Origin of the sequence: Niallia taxi (assembly GCF_004005475.1) — a bacterium.
Classification (GTDB): Bacteria; Bacillota; Bacilli; order Bacillales; family Cytobacillaceae; genus Niallia; species Niallia taxi.
Genome location: NZ_RZTZ01000007.1, coordinates 189,824 through 207,736 on the forward strand (window position 1 = coordinate 189,824; position 17,913 = coordinate 207,736).

Annotated in this window: 17 protein-coding genes and 1 riboswitch; of the genes, 6 read left to right on the forward strand and 11 right to left on the reverse strand. The window is 38.0% G+C overall.

The window, feature by feature from the left end:
* Window positions 1–58: 58 nt before the first annotated feature.
* Window positions 59–167: riboswitch (SAM riboswitch) on the reverse strand.
* A 337-nt stretch (window positions 168–504) separates the two neighbouring features.
* On the forward strand, window positions 505–702 hold the full coding sequence (locus EM808_RS17895) for a MerR family transcriptional regulator (protein ID WP_127739560.1): 198 nt from the start codon (window positions 505–507) through the stop codon (window positions 700–702).
* Window positions 703–762: 60 nt separating this feature from the next.
* Here the strand turns inward: EM808_RS17895 and EM808_RS17900 are convergent, their stop codons facing one another.
* The 4 genes from EM808_RS17900 to EM808_RS17915 form a co-directional block, all read right to left on the reverse strand.
* Window positions 763–2,190, reverse strand: coding sequence for a sugar porter family MFS transporter (locus tag EM808_RS17900; RefSeq protein ID WP_127739561.1), 1,428 nt, complete (start codon window positions 2,188–2,190; stop codon window positions 763–765).
* A gap of 155 nt (window positions 2,191–2,345) precedes the next feature.
* Entirely contained in the window at window positions 2,346–3,551 is a 1,206-nt protein-coding gene (locus tag EM808_RS17905; RefSeq protein WP_127739562.1) for a Gfo/Idh/MocA family protein, read from the reverse strand.
* Window positions 3,552–3,613: 62 nt separating this feature from the next.
* Window positions 3,614–4,555, reverse strand: a complete 942-nt coding sequence (locus EM808_RS17910) for a sugar phosphate isomerase/epimerase family protein (protein ID WP_127739563.1) — start codon at window positions 4,553–4,555, stop codon at window positions 3,614–3,616.
* A 205-nt stretch (window positions 4,556–4,760) separates the two neighbouring features.
* Entirely contained in the window at window positions 4,761–5,672 is a 912-nt protein-coding gene (locus EM808_RS17915; protein WP_127739564.1) for an AraC family transcriptional regulator, read from the reverse strand.
* A gap of 300 nt (window positions 5,673–5,972) precedes the next feature.
* Between EM808_RS17915 and EM808_RS17920 the strand changes: the two genes are divergently transcribed.
* Complete coding sequence (locus tag EM808_RS17920) at window positions 5,973–7,211, forward strand: cytochrome P450 (RefSeq protein ID WP_127739565.1); 1,239 nt, start codon at window positions 5,973–5,975, stop codon at window positions 7,209–7,211.
* Between the two features lie 160 nt (window positions 7,212–7,371).
* Window positions 7,372–8,352, forward strand: coding sequence for an aldo/keto reductase (locus EM808_RS17925; RefSeq protein WP_127739566.1), 981 nt, complete (start codon window positions 7,372–7,374; stop codon window positions 8,350–8,352).
* A gap of 53 nt (window positions 8,353–8,405) precedes the next feature.
* Here the strand turns inward: EM808_RS17925 and EM808_RS17930 are convergent, their stop codons facing one another.
* The 6 genes from EM808_RS17930 to EM808_RS17955 form a co-directional block, all read right to left on the reverse strand.
* The gene (locus EM808_RS17930; RefSeq protein WP_127739567.1) at window positions 8,406–9,626 is read right to left on the reverse strand and encodes an MFS transporter; all 1,221 of its coding nucleotides are present in this window, start codon (window positions 9,624–9,626) and stop codon (window positions 8,406–8,408) included.
* 316 nt (window positions 9,627–9,942) lie between these two features.
* Entirely contained in the window at window positions 9,943–10,521 is a 579-nt protein-coding gene (locus EM808_RS17935) for a CBO0543 family protein (protein WP_127739568.1), read from the reverse strand.
* Window positions 10,522–10,695: 174 nt separating this feature from the next.
* Window positions 10,696–11,496, reverse strand: coding sequence for a DUF817 domain-containing protein (locus tag EM808_RS17940; RefSeq protein WP_127739569.1), 801 nt, complete (start codon window positions 11,494–11,496; stop codon window positions 10,696–10,698).
* Window positions 11,497–11,531: 35 nt separating this feature from the next.
* On the reverse strand, window positions 11,532–11,753 hold the full coding sequence (locus EM808_RS17945) for a helix-turn-helix domain-containing protein (protein WP_127739570.1): 222 nt from the start codon (window positions 11,751–11,753) through the stop codon (window positions 11,532–11,534).
* Between the two features lie 10 nt (window positions 11,754–11,763).
* A complete protein-coding gene (locus EM808_RS17950) occupies window positions 11,764–12,246 on the reverse strand; it encodes a DUF2975 domain-containing protein (protein ID WP_127739571.1) in 483 nt (160 codons plus the stop codon).
* 147 nt (window positions 12,247–12,393) lie between these two features.
* Window positions 12,394–14,616 (reverse strand): RNA degradosome polyphosphate kinase, encoded by a 2,223-nt coding sequence (locus EM808_RS17955; RefSeq protein ID WP_127739572.1) that lies wholly within the window; start codon window positions 14,614–14,616, stop codon window positions 12,394–12,396.
* A 240-nt stretch (window positions 14,617–14,856) separates the two neighbouring features.
* On the opposite strand from EM808_RS17955, the gene EM808_RS17960 reads away from it, so the two are divergent.
* The 3 genes from EM808_RS17960 (at window position 14,857) to EM808_RS17970 (ending at window position 17,818) form a co-directional block, all read left to right on the forward strand.
* The gene (locus EM808_RS17960) at window positions 14,857–15,777 is read left to right on the forward strand and encodes a Ppx/GppA phosphatase family protein (RefSeq protein WP_127739573.1); all 921 of its coding nucleotides are present in this window, start codon (window positions 14,857–14,859) and stop codon (window positions 15,775–15,777) included.
* Window positions 15,778–16,060: 283 nt separating this feature from the next.
* Entirely contained in the window at window positions 16,061–17,449 is a 1,389-nt protein-coding gene (locus EM808_RS17965; protein WP_127739574.1) for a PepSY-associated TM helix domain-containing protein, read from the forward strand.
* A gap of 15 nt (window positions 17,450–17,464) precedes the next feature.
* Window positions 17,465–17,818, forward strand: coding sequence for a FixH family protein (locus EM808_RS17970; protein ID WP_127739575.1), 354 nt, complete (start codon window positions 17,465–17,467; stop codon window positions 17,816–17,818).
* A 6-nt stretch (window positions 17,819–17,824) separates the two neighbouring features.
* Here the strand turns inward: EM808_RS17970 and EM808_RS29800 are convergent, their stop codons facing one another.
* Window positions 17,825–17,908 (reverse strand): hypothetical protein, encoded by an 84-nt coding sequence (locus EM808_RS29800; protein ID WP_412973749.1) that lies wholly within the window; start codon window positions 17,906–17,908, stop codon window positions 17,825–17,827.
* Between the last annotated feature and the right edge of the window lie 5 nt (window positions 17,909–17,913).

The window sequence follows — 17,913 nt, forward strand, 5'->3', positions numbered from 1 at the left end:
CCCTCTTTTTTTCTATAATCCAGAAGAAAAAAAGAGGGTTTTCATATAAAATCCTCAATTCTCATCTTTCAAATGTGTAAAACACATTTGCAGGAGTTGGCACGGTGTTAATTAAACCCGTTGCCGAAACGTCATAGGGCCTGTCCCTCGGTTTCTCTGGATAAGAAATGATTTATTCGGTTTTTGTTTTGTTAAGATTTGATTATTACTATATTGCTGTTTTTGAAGATTGTCAACACCACTTTCAAAAAAAGTTTTAGAAATTAGTGAAAACAAAAGTAAAAAATAAGAAAACTAAAAGGAATAGAATTCCCTGTTTACTGCTTATATACCAACGGTTAATTATAGTAAAACAGTTGTCTTCCTTTTCACTTTTACAGCTAGTTAAAAAAGATTATATTTTTTTTATTAGGGTATTTATATAGCAACCTTTCTTAGAGAAGTACCTTCAACTGATCTCTCCTTATCAAAATTTAAGGAGGTATTTGTAGGAGGTGATTTCCCTTGAGAAAGGCAGTTGGTATACAAAGTTTAGTAGCTTACCTGCAAACGGTAAACTATCCCTTATCCGAAGAAACAGTTCAGAAATTGATTGAGGCAAAGCGCATTCCGCATCAACGTTTACTTGGTAAAACAATCATTTTCAACCTAGACTATATTGATTCTTGGATAAAAACAGCAGAGAACAATCAGATAGAATAATATTACATCTGGAAAAAGGGCCCTGTACTGCAGAGCTCTTTTTCCTCTTTACACTCACTATTAACTAGCACTCTTGCTTTTAAAAATCCCTTCAATTTCCTCCAATGATAGTCCCCTTGTCTCTGGCAGCTTTTTGCCTACAAATATCACACCGATAATCGCAAACATGGCAAATAAGAAAAACGTTGCAGAAAGACCAATACCAACAAGCAAAATAGGGAAGAACAGCCCGACTAAGAAATTACACAGCCATAAAAACAGTACTGCCATCCCCATACCGACACCGCGCAAGCGCATTGGGAAAATCTCAGCAAGGATTAGCCAAACTAACGGAGCAATTGCGCCTTGGAAAAAGGCTAGGTAGATAACTGTCATTGATAAAACAATATATGGAAGAATGGGAGAGCCTGCTAGAAAATGTGCGGATATTCCAATTGATATTAGTGCAATTGTTACCCCAACCAAGCCTGTAAGCAGCATCGGTCTTCTATTGACTTTATTTAATAAGGACATGCCAACAATAACGGCAATGACAGCAATCAAGCCATTTGCCACGTTTGCGATTAAAGCTGTTTTTGTGCCAAAACCAGCGTTTTCAAGGATTTGAGTTCCATAGTACATAATAGAGTTAATACCAACTAGTTGGGAAATAGAGCCAAGTACAATGCCTAATAACACAATCCTGCGAATCCAAGGTATACCTAAATCTTTAAAGCTCATTTTTTCTTGCTTCTGTTCTTTTGAGAGGTTTACTTGAATTTCCTGCAATTCCTGCTGGGCAATTCTTTCAGAACGAATACGATTTAGGACTTTCAGTGCTTCTCCCATTTTTCCCTTTGTTGCAAGCCATCTAGGACTTTCTGGTAAAATAAGGACACCAATCCACAAGGCAATCGCTGGCAATGTAGCAACGACTAGCATATACCGCCATACATGTCCTGTATCTCCAAATATATTTCCGATTAATGCATTAAATATATAGGCGAGAAATTGGCCTGTTACGATCATTAATTCATTTTGAGTAACGAGCCGCCCCCGTTTATCTGAAGGAGCCATTTCAGCCAAGTAGGAGGGAATGACGACAGAAGAACCACCGACAGCAAGACCTAACAAAAAGCGGAAGCCGACCATTACAGATGTATTTGGAGCGATAACACAACCGGCTGCTGAAAAGAAAAACAGTACGGCAAGATATAATATAACCTTCCTGCGTCCTTTTGTATCTGACAATCTTCCGCCAAAAATAGAACCGAAGGCAGCTCCTAACACTAATGAGCTTGCTACAAGCCCTTCTGTGAAAGGTGTAAGATTTAATTGATCTGCATGAGCCATAAAAGGCAGAGCACCGTTAATTACCCCTGTATCATAACCAAATAACAGTCCGCCAAAAGTCGAAACGATTGTTATTAGCTTAAGAAATTTTTTTGGGTCCTTTTGTTCGGGACGATTTGCTTGAACTGTTTGTTCAGAAATATTTGCATTTCCCATACTTGACTACCCCTTTATACAATATTGGATATTGCCATTTGTAAATTTCCTGCTGCGGACCTACCAATAATTAAATAAAGCGCTTTCATTGATAAACTAATGAAAGAGAGTTCTTCCTCAGGACCAGCTTCTTATGATGATCCTGAGGATATTCATTATTGTGTGGAGGACAGTTCTTTATTTGCCTCAAATTCTACCCAAACTGCACCATTGTCGGCAGATCGGACACAATTTTCAATCCAGCGGATCCCTGCAATTCCAGCATCAATATCTGGGTATACCAAGTTGCTTAATGCTTCTTCGTCCTTGCGGTTTTTCGCATCTATAGCGATTGCAAATTTCAGGTAAATATTTGCCCAGGACTCAGACAGACCTTCCTGATGGAGTGCACCTAATCGCTCATCCGCCATGCAGGCTTCATCCAAGTAAGGCATTGCACGAATAAGGGTTTGAATCGACTCACCTTGAACTTCATACCTTAGCTCATTAGGCTTGCTGTCCCACCATTCTAGGCTTGCATTTGTTCCGACTATTCTGATTCGGTGGCCATCCATACAGCCTGCATTAATCGAGGATGTCCAAAGTCTGCCTACAGCTCCGTTTTCATATTGCATCATTACAAAAGCATTATCTTCAAGTGGAGCACGACTTTCAATAAAGCTTTGACGATCACATAGCAGTCTTTTAATTTTCATTTCTGGCATGATTAATTGAGACATATAGTAAGTATGTGTAGACAGATCTCCTAAAACAAAGCTTGGGCCTGCAACCTTCGGGTCAATGCGCCATTTTTGGGCATCGCTCGTTTTGTCGGACTTGTCATTGGAATTAAAACCATGTGTATATTGCAAGTCAACAACACGAATATCGCCAATTTTTCCTTGTTCAATCATCGCTCTCATTTGCAGAAGCATCTGATTTCCAGAGAACCCATATGTTACACCGACTATTTTGTCTTTTTTCTTAGCAAGTGCTTTAATATTTTCTCCTTCCTCAGAAGTGAAAAATAATGGCTTTTCACAAATAACATGTAAGCCTGCTTCTAGTGCTGCCTTGCATATTTCATAATGTGTGCCGTTAGGAGTTGCAATGGAGACTACCTCGATTCCATCCTCTCTTAGTGCCTCACTAGCAAACATTGTTTTATAGTCAGGATAACAGCGACCTTCTGAAACCCCAATATTCACGCCGAAATCCTTGCCTCTCTCCGGCTCAATATCAAATGCCCCTGCAACCAATTGAAAGGCTGTATTATCACGCAATGCACCAATTCTGTGTTTATAGCCGACTTGGCCAAGCCGCCCTCCTCCAACCATTGCCCAGCGTAACGGTCTTGCAATTCTTCTCTCTCCATTCAACATGTGGAACACTCCTTTTTATCTGAATTTTCCGTTTTTATATTACAAAGACATGGAAAAAAGAATTAGAAACTAAGTGTTTGCTTTAATGCATCAATCGAGGTTTTTATGCCTGCTTCCACTGACATAGTTAAGTCTTCCATCTCTAACGAAACGTCTCCATCATATCCCATCATCTTCACAACAGAGAAAAACTCCTTCCACCATTGCAAGTCTTGCCCACAGCCTACTGCTACGTAGTTCCAAGCTCTATTAGCAACATCCGTGATTTCTTTCGTTTCCAAAATCCCATTAACACCAGATAAATGTCTCTCTATCCTTACATCTTTACCATGAACATGATGGATTGCCTCTTTTAATTCTCTCGCTGCCAAAATTGGATCTGCTCCCATCCATATTAGATGGCTTGGATCAAGATTCAACCCTACCATTGGTCCGACAGCCTCACGCAGTCTGAAGAGTGTTTGCGGGTTATACACTAATTGGGAACTGAAATTTTCTAAAGCTATTTTTTCAACACCACAAGCTTCGGCTTTTTTTACAAGCTCTTTCCAATATGGAATCGCTACTTCGTTCCATTGGTAATCCAAGATTTCCTTAAGCACAGGAGGCCAGCTAACCGTATACGTGATCCAGTTAGGAATTTTATCCTCAGGGCTTCCTGCAGGCAGTCCGCTCATCATAATGACCTTTTTCACGCCTAGCAGTTCTGCAAGCTCCATCGTTTTATCTGTAATTTCTCTGTGCTCTTTTCCTAGTTCTCCTGGATCCAATGGGTTCCCAGAGCAATTTAATGCACATAATCTGATATTGCGCTTTGCCAGACTATTTAAAAAATCCGCTCTTTTTTGCTCACTTTGTAATAGTTCATCTAATCTTAAATGCGGTGCAGGAGACCATCCTCCTGTTGTCATTTCAATTGTATCAATTCCTAGCTCTGACACTTGATCAAGCATTTCCTCAAAAGGCAGATGTGCTAGACTGTCTGTTACATAAGATAATTTCATTGATTTTCTCCTCCTCTATTAACTTCTGTTGAATCCGTTTACATTTAGCAGAAAATATCACCTGCTTTAAAATGATTATTACGTTGTCTACGTATCTAATTATATTAAAGACGCCTAGATTAGTATTTAAATTTTGGAGACATTCTTTTATACTTTGAAGACATCTTTTTTTGCTCCGCAAAAAAAACCTCCAGTAAGCTGGAGGTTATGTATCAGAATATGTTGTTGTATGTATATCAATAAACATAGTTCGAAACCGGCCTGGTGAGGTTTGCATCATGGTAGTGAACACTCTGGTGAAATACTGGACATTCATGAAACCTGTTTCTTCCGCGATTTCTTTTAATGATAAGTCACTTCTTTTTAGCAGCATGCTTGCCTTTTTTATTCTCTCATCTTGAACATATTTAGAGTAGCTTACTCCTAATTCTGTCATAAAAATTCTCGATAAGTGCCTGCCTGAGATATGAAGATGGCGCGCTACCTCTGTCAGCTTTAAGCAGTTGGACAGATTATCGTGAATATATAATCGCGCTTGAGTAAGTAAAACCGAATGCTGTTCAGGATCATGCTTATGATTATTATTTCTATTTAAGTCAGGTACAAAGTCTTGAAGGATAGAGATAATAAGGGAACCAGCGATATTAGTTAGCATTTCTTCAAAAAAATGTTGCTTATGCCTTGTCGCCTGTATCAGCAGAGACTTCCATAATAGCTCTGTTTCTGTTTCACTATCATTATATAAAACAATCTTCTCGCATTTTTCTGCTGATTCCATAATTTGAACCCAGCTTTCATTTGACTCTGAATCAATCAGTTCAAAGGCAACATAAAGTAGTGACAGGCCATGCTCACTTTTTATTTGATGCAGTACTCCTGGTCTTGATAAAAAGATCGTGTTTTTTTGAAGAGTGTAACTGGATTGTTCATCCATATAATTGCCTTCTCCGTCGACAACAAAACAAACTTCAAAAAAAGAATGCTTATGCAGTTGATTGTCATAATGCCTCGGCATAACGCCCCAATAGTGAACATGAAAGCTTGCGCCACTTTGGTTTATGCGATGAACAAAATCATTTAGTGAAATTTTTCCGGACAGATATTTCGTCAAATCCACCAAATCACTCCTCTCCATTAACCGAAATTCCAATATCTTCATATTGAATTATAAAAGAATACGCTTACAATAACAAGCTTACTAGTTTACAGTTCGTCAGGAAATAATACCTATTTTTGTCAATAAATCATTATCTACTACTATCTACTCATTTTAAACTACTTTAATTTAAGTATATTAAATAGAGAGGCATTAGCTTCTACCTCGTTCAAAAAAGTGAATAGCATGCTGCTTACTACCTGGTTTGCTAAGCATGATTCTATATAAAACATTTATCCATTTGACGGAGGAGGAATTCGAATGATAAAAGAAGTAATTCCTATTAAAGAAATCACTAATTTCCAATCACGTACTGACGAATTTTTTCCAGTTGCTTGGTACAAAAAAATGCTAGCGGAAAACCCTGTTTTCTTTCATGAAGAAACAAATACTTGGAATGTGTTCCAATATGATCATGTTAAACAGGTATTAAGTAACCATGAAACTTTTTCTAGTGCAGGCAATAGGACAACTATCTTCGTTGGGACCAACAATCATAAAAACCAAGAAAAACCATCACCGATAAACATCACCAATCTCGACCCACCACAGCATAGAAAAAGCAGAACACTATTAGCTGCCGCCTTCACTCCACGCAGCTTGAAGGAATGGGAGCCTAGAATAAGACAAATTGCTGCAGAGCTTGTGGAAGACATTAAAGGTAATGCTGTAGTTGATATTGTCGATGCACTTGCAGCTCCTTTTCCAAGTCTGGTGATTGCAGACCTATTTGGAGTACCTGTCAAAGACCGCTACCAATTTAAAAGCTGGGTCGATATTCTTTTTCAGCCTTTCGATCGAAAAAGACTCGATGATATTGAGCTGCAAAAAAAGCAGGCTGCTCAAGAATATTTCCAATTTCTCTATCCGATTGTCGTTCAAAAACGGACAAATTTAACTGATGATATAATCTCTGATTTAATTCGGGCTGAAGTAGATGGGGACAGGTTTACAGATGAAGAGATAGTTCAGGCAACTATGGTGCTTTTAGGTGCAGGGGTAGAAACGACAAGTCATGCCATCGCCAACAGCTTCTATTCCTTGCTGTATGATGATGCATCATTATATAAGGAGCTGCGAGACAACCTAGAGCTCGTACCAAATGCAGTGGAGGAAATGCTCCGCTACCGATTCCACCTGTCAAGAAGAGACCGCACTGTTAAGCAAGACAATAACTTACTTGGTGTTGATTTGAAAAAAGGCGATGTTGTTATTGCGTGGATGAGTGCATCAAATATGGACGGAAACATGTTTGAGAATCCTTATTCACTGAATATCCATCGGCCTAACAACAAAAAACATCTAACATTTGGAAACGGCCCACATTTTTGCTTAGGAGCACCTCTTGCACGGATGGAAATGAAAATTGCCCTCGAAACATTTCTTCGGAAATTCCCGAGAATTGAACCTGTCGAAGGGTTTATATTGGAAGACTGTTTGACTGCTTCTGCAACAGGCCAGTCATTGACTAATTTGCCGTTAAAGGTATATGTAAACTGAATAAACTAAAAAGGCTGCAGGAGCTATTCTGCTGTCTTTGTTATTCAATTGCGAGGATTAGGCAAACAATTGATAGGAATAAGCTAAAGACTCCTTCCTTCTATATGACATAATAAATACAGCACGAATAAGTGGCTAATTTATCTAGGGAGGATGCTATATGGAGTATATAAAGCTTGGTAATACAGGATTAGATGTGTCTCGATTATGTCTTGGGTGTATGGGTTTTGGTGATGCAGATAAATGGCTGCATCAATGGGTACTGAACGAAGAAAACTCACGCCCTGTTATCAAAAAAGCCCTTGAGATGGGAATTAATTTTTTTGATACAGCAAATGTATACTCACTTGGCACAAGTGAAGAATACCTTGGTCGTGCTTTAAAGGAATATGCAAATCGTGATGAGGTTGTCATTGCAACTAAAGTTCATGGAAAAATGCATGCAGGTCCTAACGGTTCTGGACTTTCCCGCAAAGCCATTATGAGTGAAATCGATAAAAGCCTTAACAGGTTAGGAACTGATTACGTAGATCTTTATATTATCCATCGCTGGGATGATAACACTCCTATTGAAGAAACAATGGAAGCACTTCATGATGTGGTGAAAGCAGGGAAAGCACGGTATATTGGTGCTTCTGCCATGTTTGCTTGGCAATTTCAAAAAGCATTGCATACTGCAGAAAAACATGGCTGGACAAAGTTTGTTTCCATGCAGAACCATCTAAATTTAATTTACCGGGAGGAAGAACGAGAAATGCTCCCACTTTGTAAGGAAGAAAACATCGCTGTCACACCATACAGTCCCCTTGCATCAGGGCGATTAACTCGTGACTTATCTGTAACAACACATCGCTCTGAGACAGATCAAATCCAGAAATCTAAATATGATGCGACGTCAGAGGCTGACCGCTTAGTAATAGAGCGTGTGGCAACTTTAGCAAACAAGCACGGTGTCCTTCGCACCAATATTGCACTTGCATGGCTGTTGCAAAAGGAGCAGGTTACAGCTCCTATCATTGGTGCAACAAAATTATCTCATCTTGAGGATGCTGCTGGTGCCTTGTCATTTAAACTGACATCAGATGAAATAGCCTTCCTTGAAGAGCCCTATATACCACATGCAATCGTTGGTCATAGCTAATCAAGCTCTATAAAAAACCGCCATTCTCATTTTTTGAGAATGGCGGTTTTTGATTATATTGCTTTTGATAAAGAGTTTACTGCTTGTCCATTCCCTTTTCCTTTTTGCAGGCTGATCATCGCTACAAAGGAAATGCAATACAGCAGTGCTAAATATCCCATTGCTGTTGCTACATTTGAATGCTGTAAAATATACCCTACTAAGATTGGAGATAAGCCGCCTAAGGCTCTCCCAAAATTGAATATCGTATTTGTAGCCGTACTGCGTACTTCTACTGGATAATACTTGCTTATTAATGCCCCATACCCTGCAAACATTCCATTTGAGAAGAAGCCAACGATTGCTCCACCTACTAACAGACCGATACTTCCAGACGCATAGGAGTATAAAAACACTGCAATTGCTGAAGCGAATAAGAAGATTCCGTAAGAGCGTTTCATGCCGAGGCGATCAATAATTTGTCCAAATGTCAGCATACCTGCAATCATTCCAGCGGCAGTGCTGATTGTCCAAAGGGCAGAGCTCGATACGGACAATCCTTGAGATTGCTGAAGCATCGATGGAAGCCAAATCATTAAGCCGTTATATCCTGCGATTTGTACTGTGGCCATTACTGCCAACGCAACAGTTGTTGCTGTAATTCTCGGAGTTGCAAACAATTGCTTTAATTTGCCCTCTTTCTTTTGTGCAGGCTGTTTTTTCTGTTGGGACTTAACCCATTCTGGCGACTCGTCCAGTTTTTTACGAACAATAAACGCGAAAATCACCGGTGCTAAACCTACGAAAAACAAACCTCTCCATCCCCATGCAGGAAGGATCATCGCACTGAGCAATGCTGCTAAAATAACACCATACTGTGCACCGACACTAACATAGGAAGACGCACGTCCTTGTTTGTTCTTTGGCCATGCTTCTGCAACAAGCGCCATACCGATTCCGTATTCTCCACCTGCTCCTAATCCAGCAATAAATCTAAAGATATAAACTTGCTCAATATTTTGTGCAAGCCCGGTTAAGGCTGTTCCTACTGCAAACAGTAAAATGGTGTAAGTAAAAACTTTTACTCTTCCAAATTTATCTGCTAAAATCCCGAAAATTACTCCACCAGCTAACATTCCTATGTTGGTAATTGATGAAATAAGTCCTCCTGCAGTCATCCCAATATGAAAATCTGCAATGATCAACGACATTGCAAAGGAAATAAACATAATGTCCATACCCTCTAATGTTAATCCAGCTACTGATGCAACTACTGTTTTTTTGCGATAATCCAATGTTGTCATTCTCCTTTCAAGCCTCACAGGACTTAATTAAAGTTAGTTATAAAAAATACCCTTTCATCCAAAGGACAAAAGGGTATACTTAGACATACATAATATGCCTGACCGCTCTTTCGCCTTTTTGGACTCTCTGGACCAGATTAAAGGGAATTAATTTTAACTAATAGTATCATGCTCTATTAACTTCTGACAATCTTTTTTTACAGACGTATTTTTATTAGTTTATCTTAAATATCACTTAAAACCTTTATAAATCAGCTTTATGACTATATGAATAATGTAATAAATATAAAATAAATATACAAAAGTATTATTTGAAGACAGTTACTCCCACATATACACCTGCGAGAAAAATGGTTGTAATAAATATAATGTGAAGGACAATCCATACCCAAGCACCATAACGAAAGAGTGATGCTTTTAGCGGATTTCTTCTTTCAGGGGGAATGATTTTCCCGCCTAACAATTCAAACAACAAATAGTTTATCCACCATAACGTATAGCTGTCCCATAAATCCCACTCTGGTTCAAATTTAAATAAAACAGAGTACTTTAGTATTACTTCCCCTAAAACTCCTAAATGGACAATGCCCCAATAAAAAGGAATTTTCCATATCCATTGCTCAGGGCTGTACCTGATTCCAAATAAAGCGATAAATGGAAACAACGTCGATACAAGCAATATTGGGGTTATAAAAATGTCCTCTAGAAAATAGTCGTAAAAAGTATAGAACCCTATATACGTTAACCCAAAACATAATAGGTTACCTGAAATCGCACTGATGATAAAAATCAGACCGTAACGCTTCCAGTCAAATCGTATGATAGATAAGCAGCCTATAGCAGAGAGGATAATAACAGCAGTAAATGCATATGTATGAAAAAACATTGCAAACACCATCACCAATTCTAAAATTTAGTATTTTTTCTCCAATATTTATCCAAATATATCTTGCCCTTCCAGCTAAATTTCATGTTAAAAAACTTTTTGCATTAAAAAATATGAATCAACTTTCCAATAACACTAAAAAAAGCAACATTCACATGTTGCTTTTTCATCAACTTATTCCGTAATTTTTCCTTTCACCTGCTTTAATGTTGCAACAATTAGAAAGCTGACTATCACTAATAACAGCCATGAGCTTACCTTTCCAAAATGTACGAGACTCCAAGCTTCGGCTTGATTTGGATATTGCCAAGCTCCGAAGAATGTCGCGATATTTTCGGCTACCCAGATAAAAAATCCAATCAGCACAAAAGAAAGAGACAGCGGCATCTTATGCCGTATTCCATCGACCTCATATGTTACCCATGATTTCCAAAAGGTGATAATCACCAGCCCGGATAACCACCAGCGCAGGTCTATCCAATAATGATGTATAAAGAAATTCAGGTAAATGGCAGCAGCAAGTGGTACAACTGCAAGAAATGGTGGCCATTTAACTAGTTCTACCTTCAATCTCCTCCATGCCTGACAAAGAAAACTTGCTACGCTTGCATACATAAACCCACTGTACAATGGAACACCAAATATTTTTGAAAATCCTTCCTCTGGATAAGACCATGAGCCCATATGCACTTTAAACAGTTCGAGAGCAAGGCCGATTATGTGGAATAACGTAATAACCTTTAGTTCATCCTTCGTTTCCAAACCAGACCTTACCATCAGCCATTGCATGAAAAGACAAATCAGAAGCAGCCAATCATACCGTGGCAATAACGGAAGCGGTATATACTGTGTAATTGCTAAAGAGGCGAAGATAACAACTGGAAACAAACAAGACAAAGCCTGCTCCCACCCAAACACAAGCAATTGTTTTATAGATGATTTATAGCTCCGTTTTACCAATGTTGATGTATTCATGGCAAAGCCTCCTATTAGTGTAGTTCATAAACCTATTACGCTTCTGTCACATCTTCATCTTTGTATTCTAAAATATCGCCAGGCTGGCAATCGAGAGCCTTGCAAATCGCATCTAAAGTTGATAAGCGAATTGCTTTGGCTTTGCCGTTTTTCAATATGGACAGATTAGCCATTGTTATGCCAACCCTTTCTGAAAGCTCTGTTACACTCATCTTCCGTTTAGCCAGCATTACATCAACATTTATTATTATCGCCATTGTTTTCACCTCAGACCGTTAGATCATTTTCTGATTTTATTTCAATAGCTTCTTGTAAAAGCCTCTGAAGCACTGCTGCGAATACCGCAATTATCATGGAAGCAAAGATGATTACCAAACCAATAATAATAACTCCAGGAGCATCATCTGCATCCGCCACGAAATAAAAGAGCGGCATTGCAATAACAAACAGTCCACTAATGATAATTGCGCAGTACTTAATTACCTTTAAAGCTTTCACAGATAACTCCGAAAAGGCTTTATTCTTGTCAATGAAAATTAGCAGCTTAAATGCTTGATAAAGCGCAATAAAAAAAGGAATGGCAGAAACATAAAAAAAGCTAATAACAAAATATTTTATATAAGTTATATTTGAAAGCAGCTCTCCTGCATATCTCCCGATTTCTGGAACAACAAAGATACATAATGCCAAAATGGGTAGACCAATAAAAATAACAGCTATCTTTAAAAACAGCGTGGACACTTGGTTCACAAAAATACACCTCACTCATTAATTATGTGTTTAATTTACCACAAGATTTATCGTTTTACAATAAATTAATATTGTTTTTAATTTTATTTTTATTGTTTAATCAGTAAAAAAGCATTCCTTCTATTTGAAGGAATGCTCAGTAAAAGATTATTTTTTAAATATAGGTACAAACCCTTTCAGACGAAACAAAGAGAATTCTGTAAAATTAAAGATTTTAGATTTTTTAACTGAACTCAAGTTTGCTGTCATTAGTTTTGTTCTATATTGAATTGCTTCTTCACAAAATATTTTTTGACTGTTTATTTGCTTATGGTTATCATTTCTCTGTACATATCGATATCTGCCATTACTATCCTGTTCACGTGCTTTACAATTATCTTTCAGCATTAAAAGCAAGCAGTCATGAATTCTATCTTTTATATGTTTTTCTAATATTGGGAAAAGTATTTCCACACGATTTTCCATGTTTCTTGTCATCCAATCAGCCGAAGATAAAGATACATCCTCTGCACCGTTTTGATGAAAATAAAAGATTCTCGTATGTTCTAAGAATGCTCCTACAATGCTTCGGACGCGTATATTTTCACTGACCCCTTTAATACCAGGTTTTAAGCAGCAAACCCCTCTGATGATCAGATCAATCTTAACTCCAGCAATGGATGCTTCATATAATTTCTTAATAATTATTTTGTCTGTCAAGGAGTTCATTTTTGCTATGATTCTACCATTCTGATGCTTTTTATGAAAGTCCATTTCCTTATCAATTAACTCAATAAACGTATTTCGAATTCCAAATGGTGAGACAGATAAATGTTCATAGGACGGTCTTTCCATATATCCGCTCAAATAATTAAAGAAATTAATTGCGTCAGTGCCTATTTTTTCATTACATGTCAGCAATCCCATATCTGTGTAAATTCTTGCCGTGGCATCATTGTAATTGCCTGTCCCTAAATGGACATAACTTTGAACCCTGCCTTTTTCTCTGCGGATTACGAGCGTAATTTTGCTATGTGTTTTTAAATGGGTCATCCCATAAATTACATGACAACCGGCTTGCTCCAATTCCCTCGCCCATTGAACATTATTTTCCTCATCAAACCGCGCCTTCAGCTCAACTAAAACCGTTACCTGCTTGCCGTTCTCTGCTGCCCGTTTAAGGCTTTCAATAATCGGGGAATCACCGCTCACTCTGTACAAGGTTTGCTTAATTGCCAATACATTTTCATCATCTGCTGCCCGTGACATGAATTCCACTACCGGTTCGAATGACTCATATGGATGATGCAGCAAAACGTCCTGCTTCGCAATTTTCTCAAATATAGTTCCTTCCCCTTCCAAGTCGATTGGCGGCTGTGGAATAAATGTTCTTGCTGCAATATGCTCATGTGTTGCTTCGATTTTTTTGCAAAACGAAAACAGGAATGTTAAGTCTAAAGGAGCTTGTACATCAAAAACGTCTTTTGAATGAATTTCAAGCACCTGTCTAAGGTAATCAATCACCTCTTGACTGCTGTGCTGCTGCTGATATTCTAAGCGGACTGCTGCTCCCCTTTTCCGCTTCTTCAATTCTTCCTCAATTTCCTGCAGTAAATCTTCTGCTTCATCCTCATGTATTGTTAAGTCAGCATTACGGGTAATCCGAAATGATGTCACAGATTTCACTTTAAATCCTGTAAATAACTTCTCAATAAAACGAGAAATCACTTCTTCTAACAAAACAAATTTTCTTTCCTGTCCCTTTTGTTGAATCTCTACTAAACGGCCAATTACTGCAGGAACCTGTACAATCACTAAATTGCCATCAAGGTCTAATTCCTTCCTTTTTTCTGATGATTTTTCTTCGATAACTACCGCTAAGTTTAAGGATTTATTTAACAGCATTGGGAAGGGACGGTACGCGTCTATTGCCATAGGAGTCAATACCGGGTAAACCTGTTCATCAAAAAAGTTCTCCAAAATCGACATTTCTTTCGAGGAAACCTCGTCGATGGAAATGATGCGTACGCCTTCTTCTTCTAATATGCTGGATAAATCACTGTATATTTTATCTTGACTTTTTACTAGCAAACGCGCTTTTTCAGAAATAGCACTCAACTGTTCTTTAGGAGTAAGCCCTGCCTTATTCTCAGGTTTATTAAACCCAGCCTTCACTTGATCCAGGAGTCCAGCAACACGTACCATGAAAAACTCATCCAGATTTGAACTAAAAATTGATAAAAATTTATACCTTTCCAATAAGGCATTTTGGTCATCCACCGCTTCTTCAAGCACTCGGCTATTAAAATCGAGCCAGCTTAACTCTCGATTATTGTAATAGGAAGGATTATCTAAATTAACGGTGTTCCAATTCTCTTGATGAGTTTGCATTATTACATCCCCTTAACGATTATTGCTAATATTCTATTATTAGAATAACATGTGTACATCAGTTTACTTTGTAAATTTTCTGTAAATTTTTGTAGAAATATGGAGATATATCGTTCATAAGATTATGTTTTAATACTATAGGGTACAATGGATAGATGACTTTACAAAAGCTTAATATTTTTTCTTTACATTTTCTTATAAGATATACATATCATCATTTACATAAGGAGGATTCGATAATTGAAAGAGAATTCAATCGCTATCATAGATCTCGGATCTAATTCGATTCAATTTGCTATCTATAACATTGAGAACAATTCTGTTCATACAGAGGAAGTCAAGCGAGTTAAGGTGGCTGCAAGGCTGATCAGTTACATAGATAAGCAAGGAAACATCACAAGGGAAGGCATAGACTTAACATTGCAAATTTTACAAGACTTTCAAAAAATCGGCGCAGAAAATGGCGTAAGCAGAATGATTGGCTTTGCCACTGCAGTGATTCGGAATGCTGCTAACCAGGAAGAGGTTTTAGCAGAAATTCAAAAGAAAACAGCTATTCCATTTTCTATTTTAAGCGGCTATGAAGAAGCCTATTTTGGTTATCTTGGCATCATTCAAGCAATCGACCTGCAGGATGGTATTACCATTGATATCGGTGGAGGAAGCACTGAAATCACTCTATTCCGAAATCGCCAATTAATTGAGTATTACAGCTTTCCATTCGGTGCAGTTAACTTAAATGAAAAATTTACAAAAGGTGAGATAGTGACAGCAGAGCAAATTGATAAACTTCAAGCTTATCTGTCTGAACAACTGCAAACACTTCCCTGGTTATCTGCAGCTGGACTTCCTGTTATTGGAATTGGTGGCAGTGCGAAAAATCTATCCCGTATACATAAAGCAAAAGATAAGAAAAACTCTTTAAATATGTCAATAGAAGACATCGACAATGTATTCAAAGAATTATCCTCCTTAAGTGTGACGGAACGTTCTGATATTAAGGGCTTATCTAAAAAAAGAAAGGATATTATCATACCAGCCATCCAAATTATCTCTACTTTAATGAAAATGACCAAATCTCCCTATTTTGCCTATTGCACTCAATCTGTTAGAGATGGGTTCATTTATGACTTGCTTGAAAAAACGAATAATGCCTCTTAGAAAAAAACCACCGTACGTTTGTCCGGTGGTTTTCTACTGTTGTTTGTTCAATGGAAGGTCGAACAAGACATGCTGAAATTAGGAATTAAGTTCATTATAAGATAAAAATACTTATCCATGTTTTAAGATTTTGTAAATTCTGTATGTAATACGGTGATGAGTCTGCTCTTTATACTATACTTCTAGCTTGAAGGATAAATAGAGAGAATTCTTAACAAAACTAATAAGTAATCCGATATATTTTAAGATAGCTTTAAGCTAACTAACTATTTCATTTAAAGGAATGAGGAAGATAAGAGTGGAGCCTGCGACTGTTGACAAGCAAACTCAAGATCACAAGAAAAAACAAGCCGCTCTCTATAAAGCAATATGGAGATGGCATTTTTATGCTGGAATAATTTTCGCGCCATTTTTAATTATCCTTGCAATCACTGGCTCTGTATACTTATTTAAGCCTCAAATTGAACAGATGCTTTATCAGGATTTTTACGAAGTTAAACAGCAGAAAGAGCGAATAGCTCCGTCTGAACAGCTCGATATTGTGACAAATCATTACGCTGGAGCAGTGGTTACGAGCTATCGTCCTGGAGAACAAGCAACTCGTTCAAGTGAAGTAAATATCACCTACCAAAACGAGTCATTGACAGTTTTTGTTGACCCATACAATGGTAATATACTCGGTGAATTAAACAGCAATAATCGAGTTATGAATTTAATTGAAGAAATCCATGGTGAATTAATGGCAGGTACCACTGGTGATAGAATAGTAGAGCTTGCCGCTTGCTGGGCAATGGTATTAATTATAACTGGAATTTACTTATGGTTTCCGCAAAAGAAGAGAAGCTTTGCAGGTATCCTTATACCACGGTTTACGAAAGGCAGCAGGGTCCTTAGAAGAGATCTACATGCTGTACCTGCTTTTTGGATTACAGGTGGGTTGTTATTTCTTATTTTGACTGGCTTGCCTTGGTCAGGATTTTGGGGAACTAACTTTCAAGCTTTAGTAACAAATACAGGAGAAGGCTATCCTCCATCTGTGTGGGTTGGAGCTGCACCGACATCTAATATAAAAACAAAAGATATTGCAGAAGTCCCTTGGGCTGCTGAAACTTTAGATGTACCAAAATCAAAGCTTGAGGGCTTCCTCCCTGTTTCCATTGACAATATAGTCGAAATTGCTGAGCGGGAGGGAATGCATCCTAGCTATTCTGTTATTTTCCCCTCCTCAAAAGAAGGTGTTTACACTCTGTCTGCTTTTCCGCCAAAAGCAAAGGATGAAGCAACCATCCATATCGACCAATATACTGGAGCGGTCTTAGCAGATTATCGCTATGATAATTACGGCCCTATCGGCAAGATAGTTGCTGTTGGGATTACTTTGCATAAAGGAACAGAACTTGGCTTCCTTAATCAATTAGTTAGCCTCCTTATTTGTCTTGGTACTCTTTTAGTAGCATTCACAGGTGTTTATATGTGGTGGAAACGCAAGCCTAACTCCGGATTAGGAGCACCAAAAGCACCAAAGATAAAAAATATGAAACTTCTGCTCTTCCTGCTTATTATTTTAGGGATATTGTTCCCTTTAGTAGGCTTATCACTTATTTTTGTTTGGCTTATTGACTTGTTGATAATTCAAAGAATGCCTAAAGCTAAAAGGTTTCTAAATGCATAAAAGGTGGCTTGTTTCGTGAAAAAAACATTATTAGTCCTATTATTAGCTTGTTTTATATGCCTGATGTTGAGTGCCTGCTCCCTTCTTAAACAGGATGCTGCTTCCCTTTATAAAAAAGAAACACCACTTGAAGCCGAAATAGCTCTTCCTGCTTCCATAAAAGCAAATGCAGTGACTGAGATAAAAGTTACCCTTCATCAAAATGGCGAAGCAGTTAATAATGCTGACTATGTACATTTTGAAGTATGGAAACAAGATGGCTCTGCCAAAAGAGTCATGGAAGTGGCGGATAAACAAGGCAATGGTGTCTATAGCATAAAAAAGACCTTAAGCAGTGTGGTCTTACCCCTGTCAAGTAGACAGCCATAAAAAAGACTATGCAGCCAGTGTGACTCGGTATTCAACCGGAGCACACTGGTTGAGTCGTTTTTGGAATCTTTTATAGTTATATTCGTACATATAAT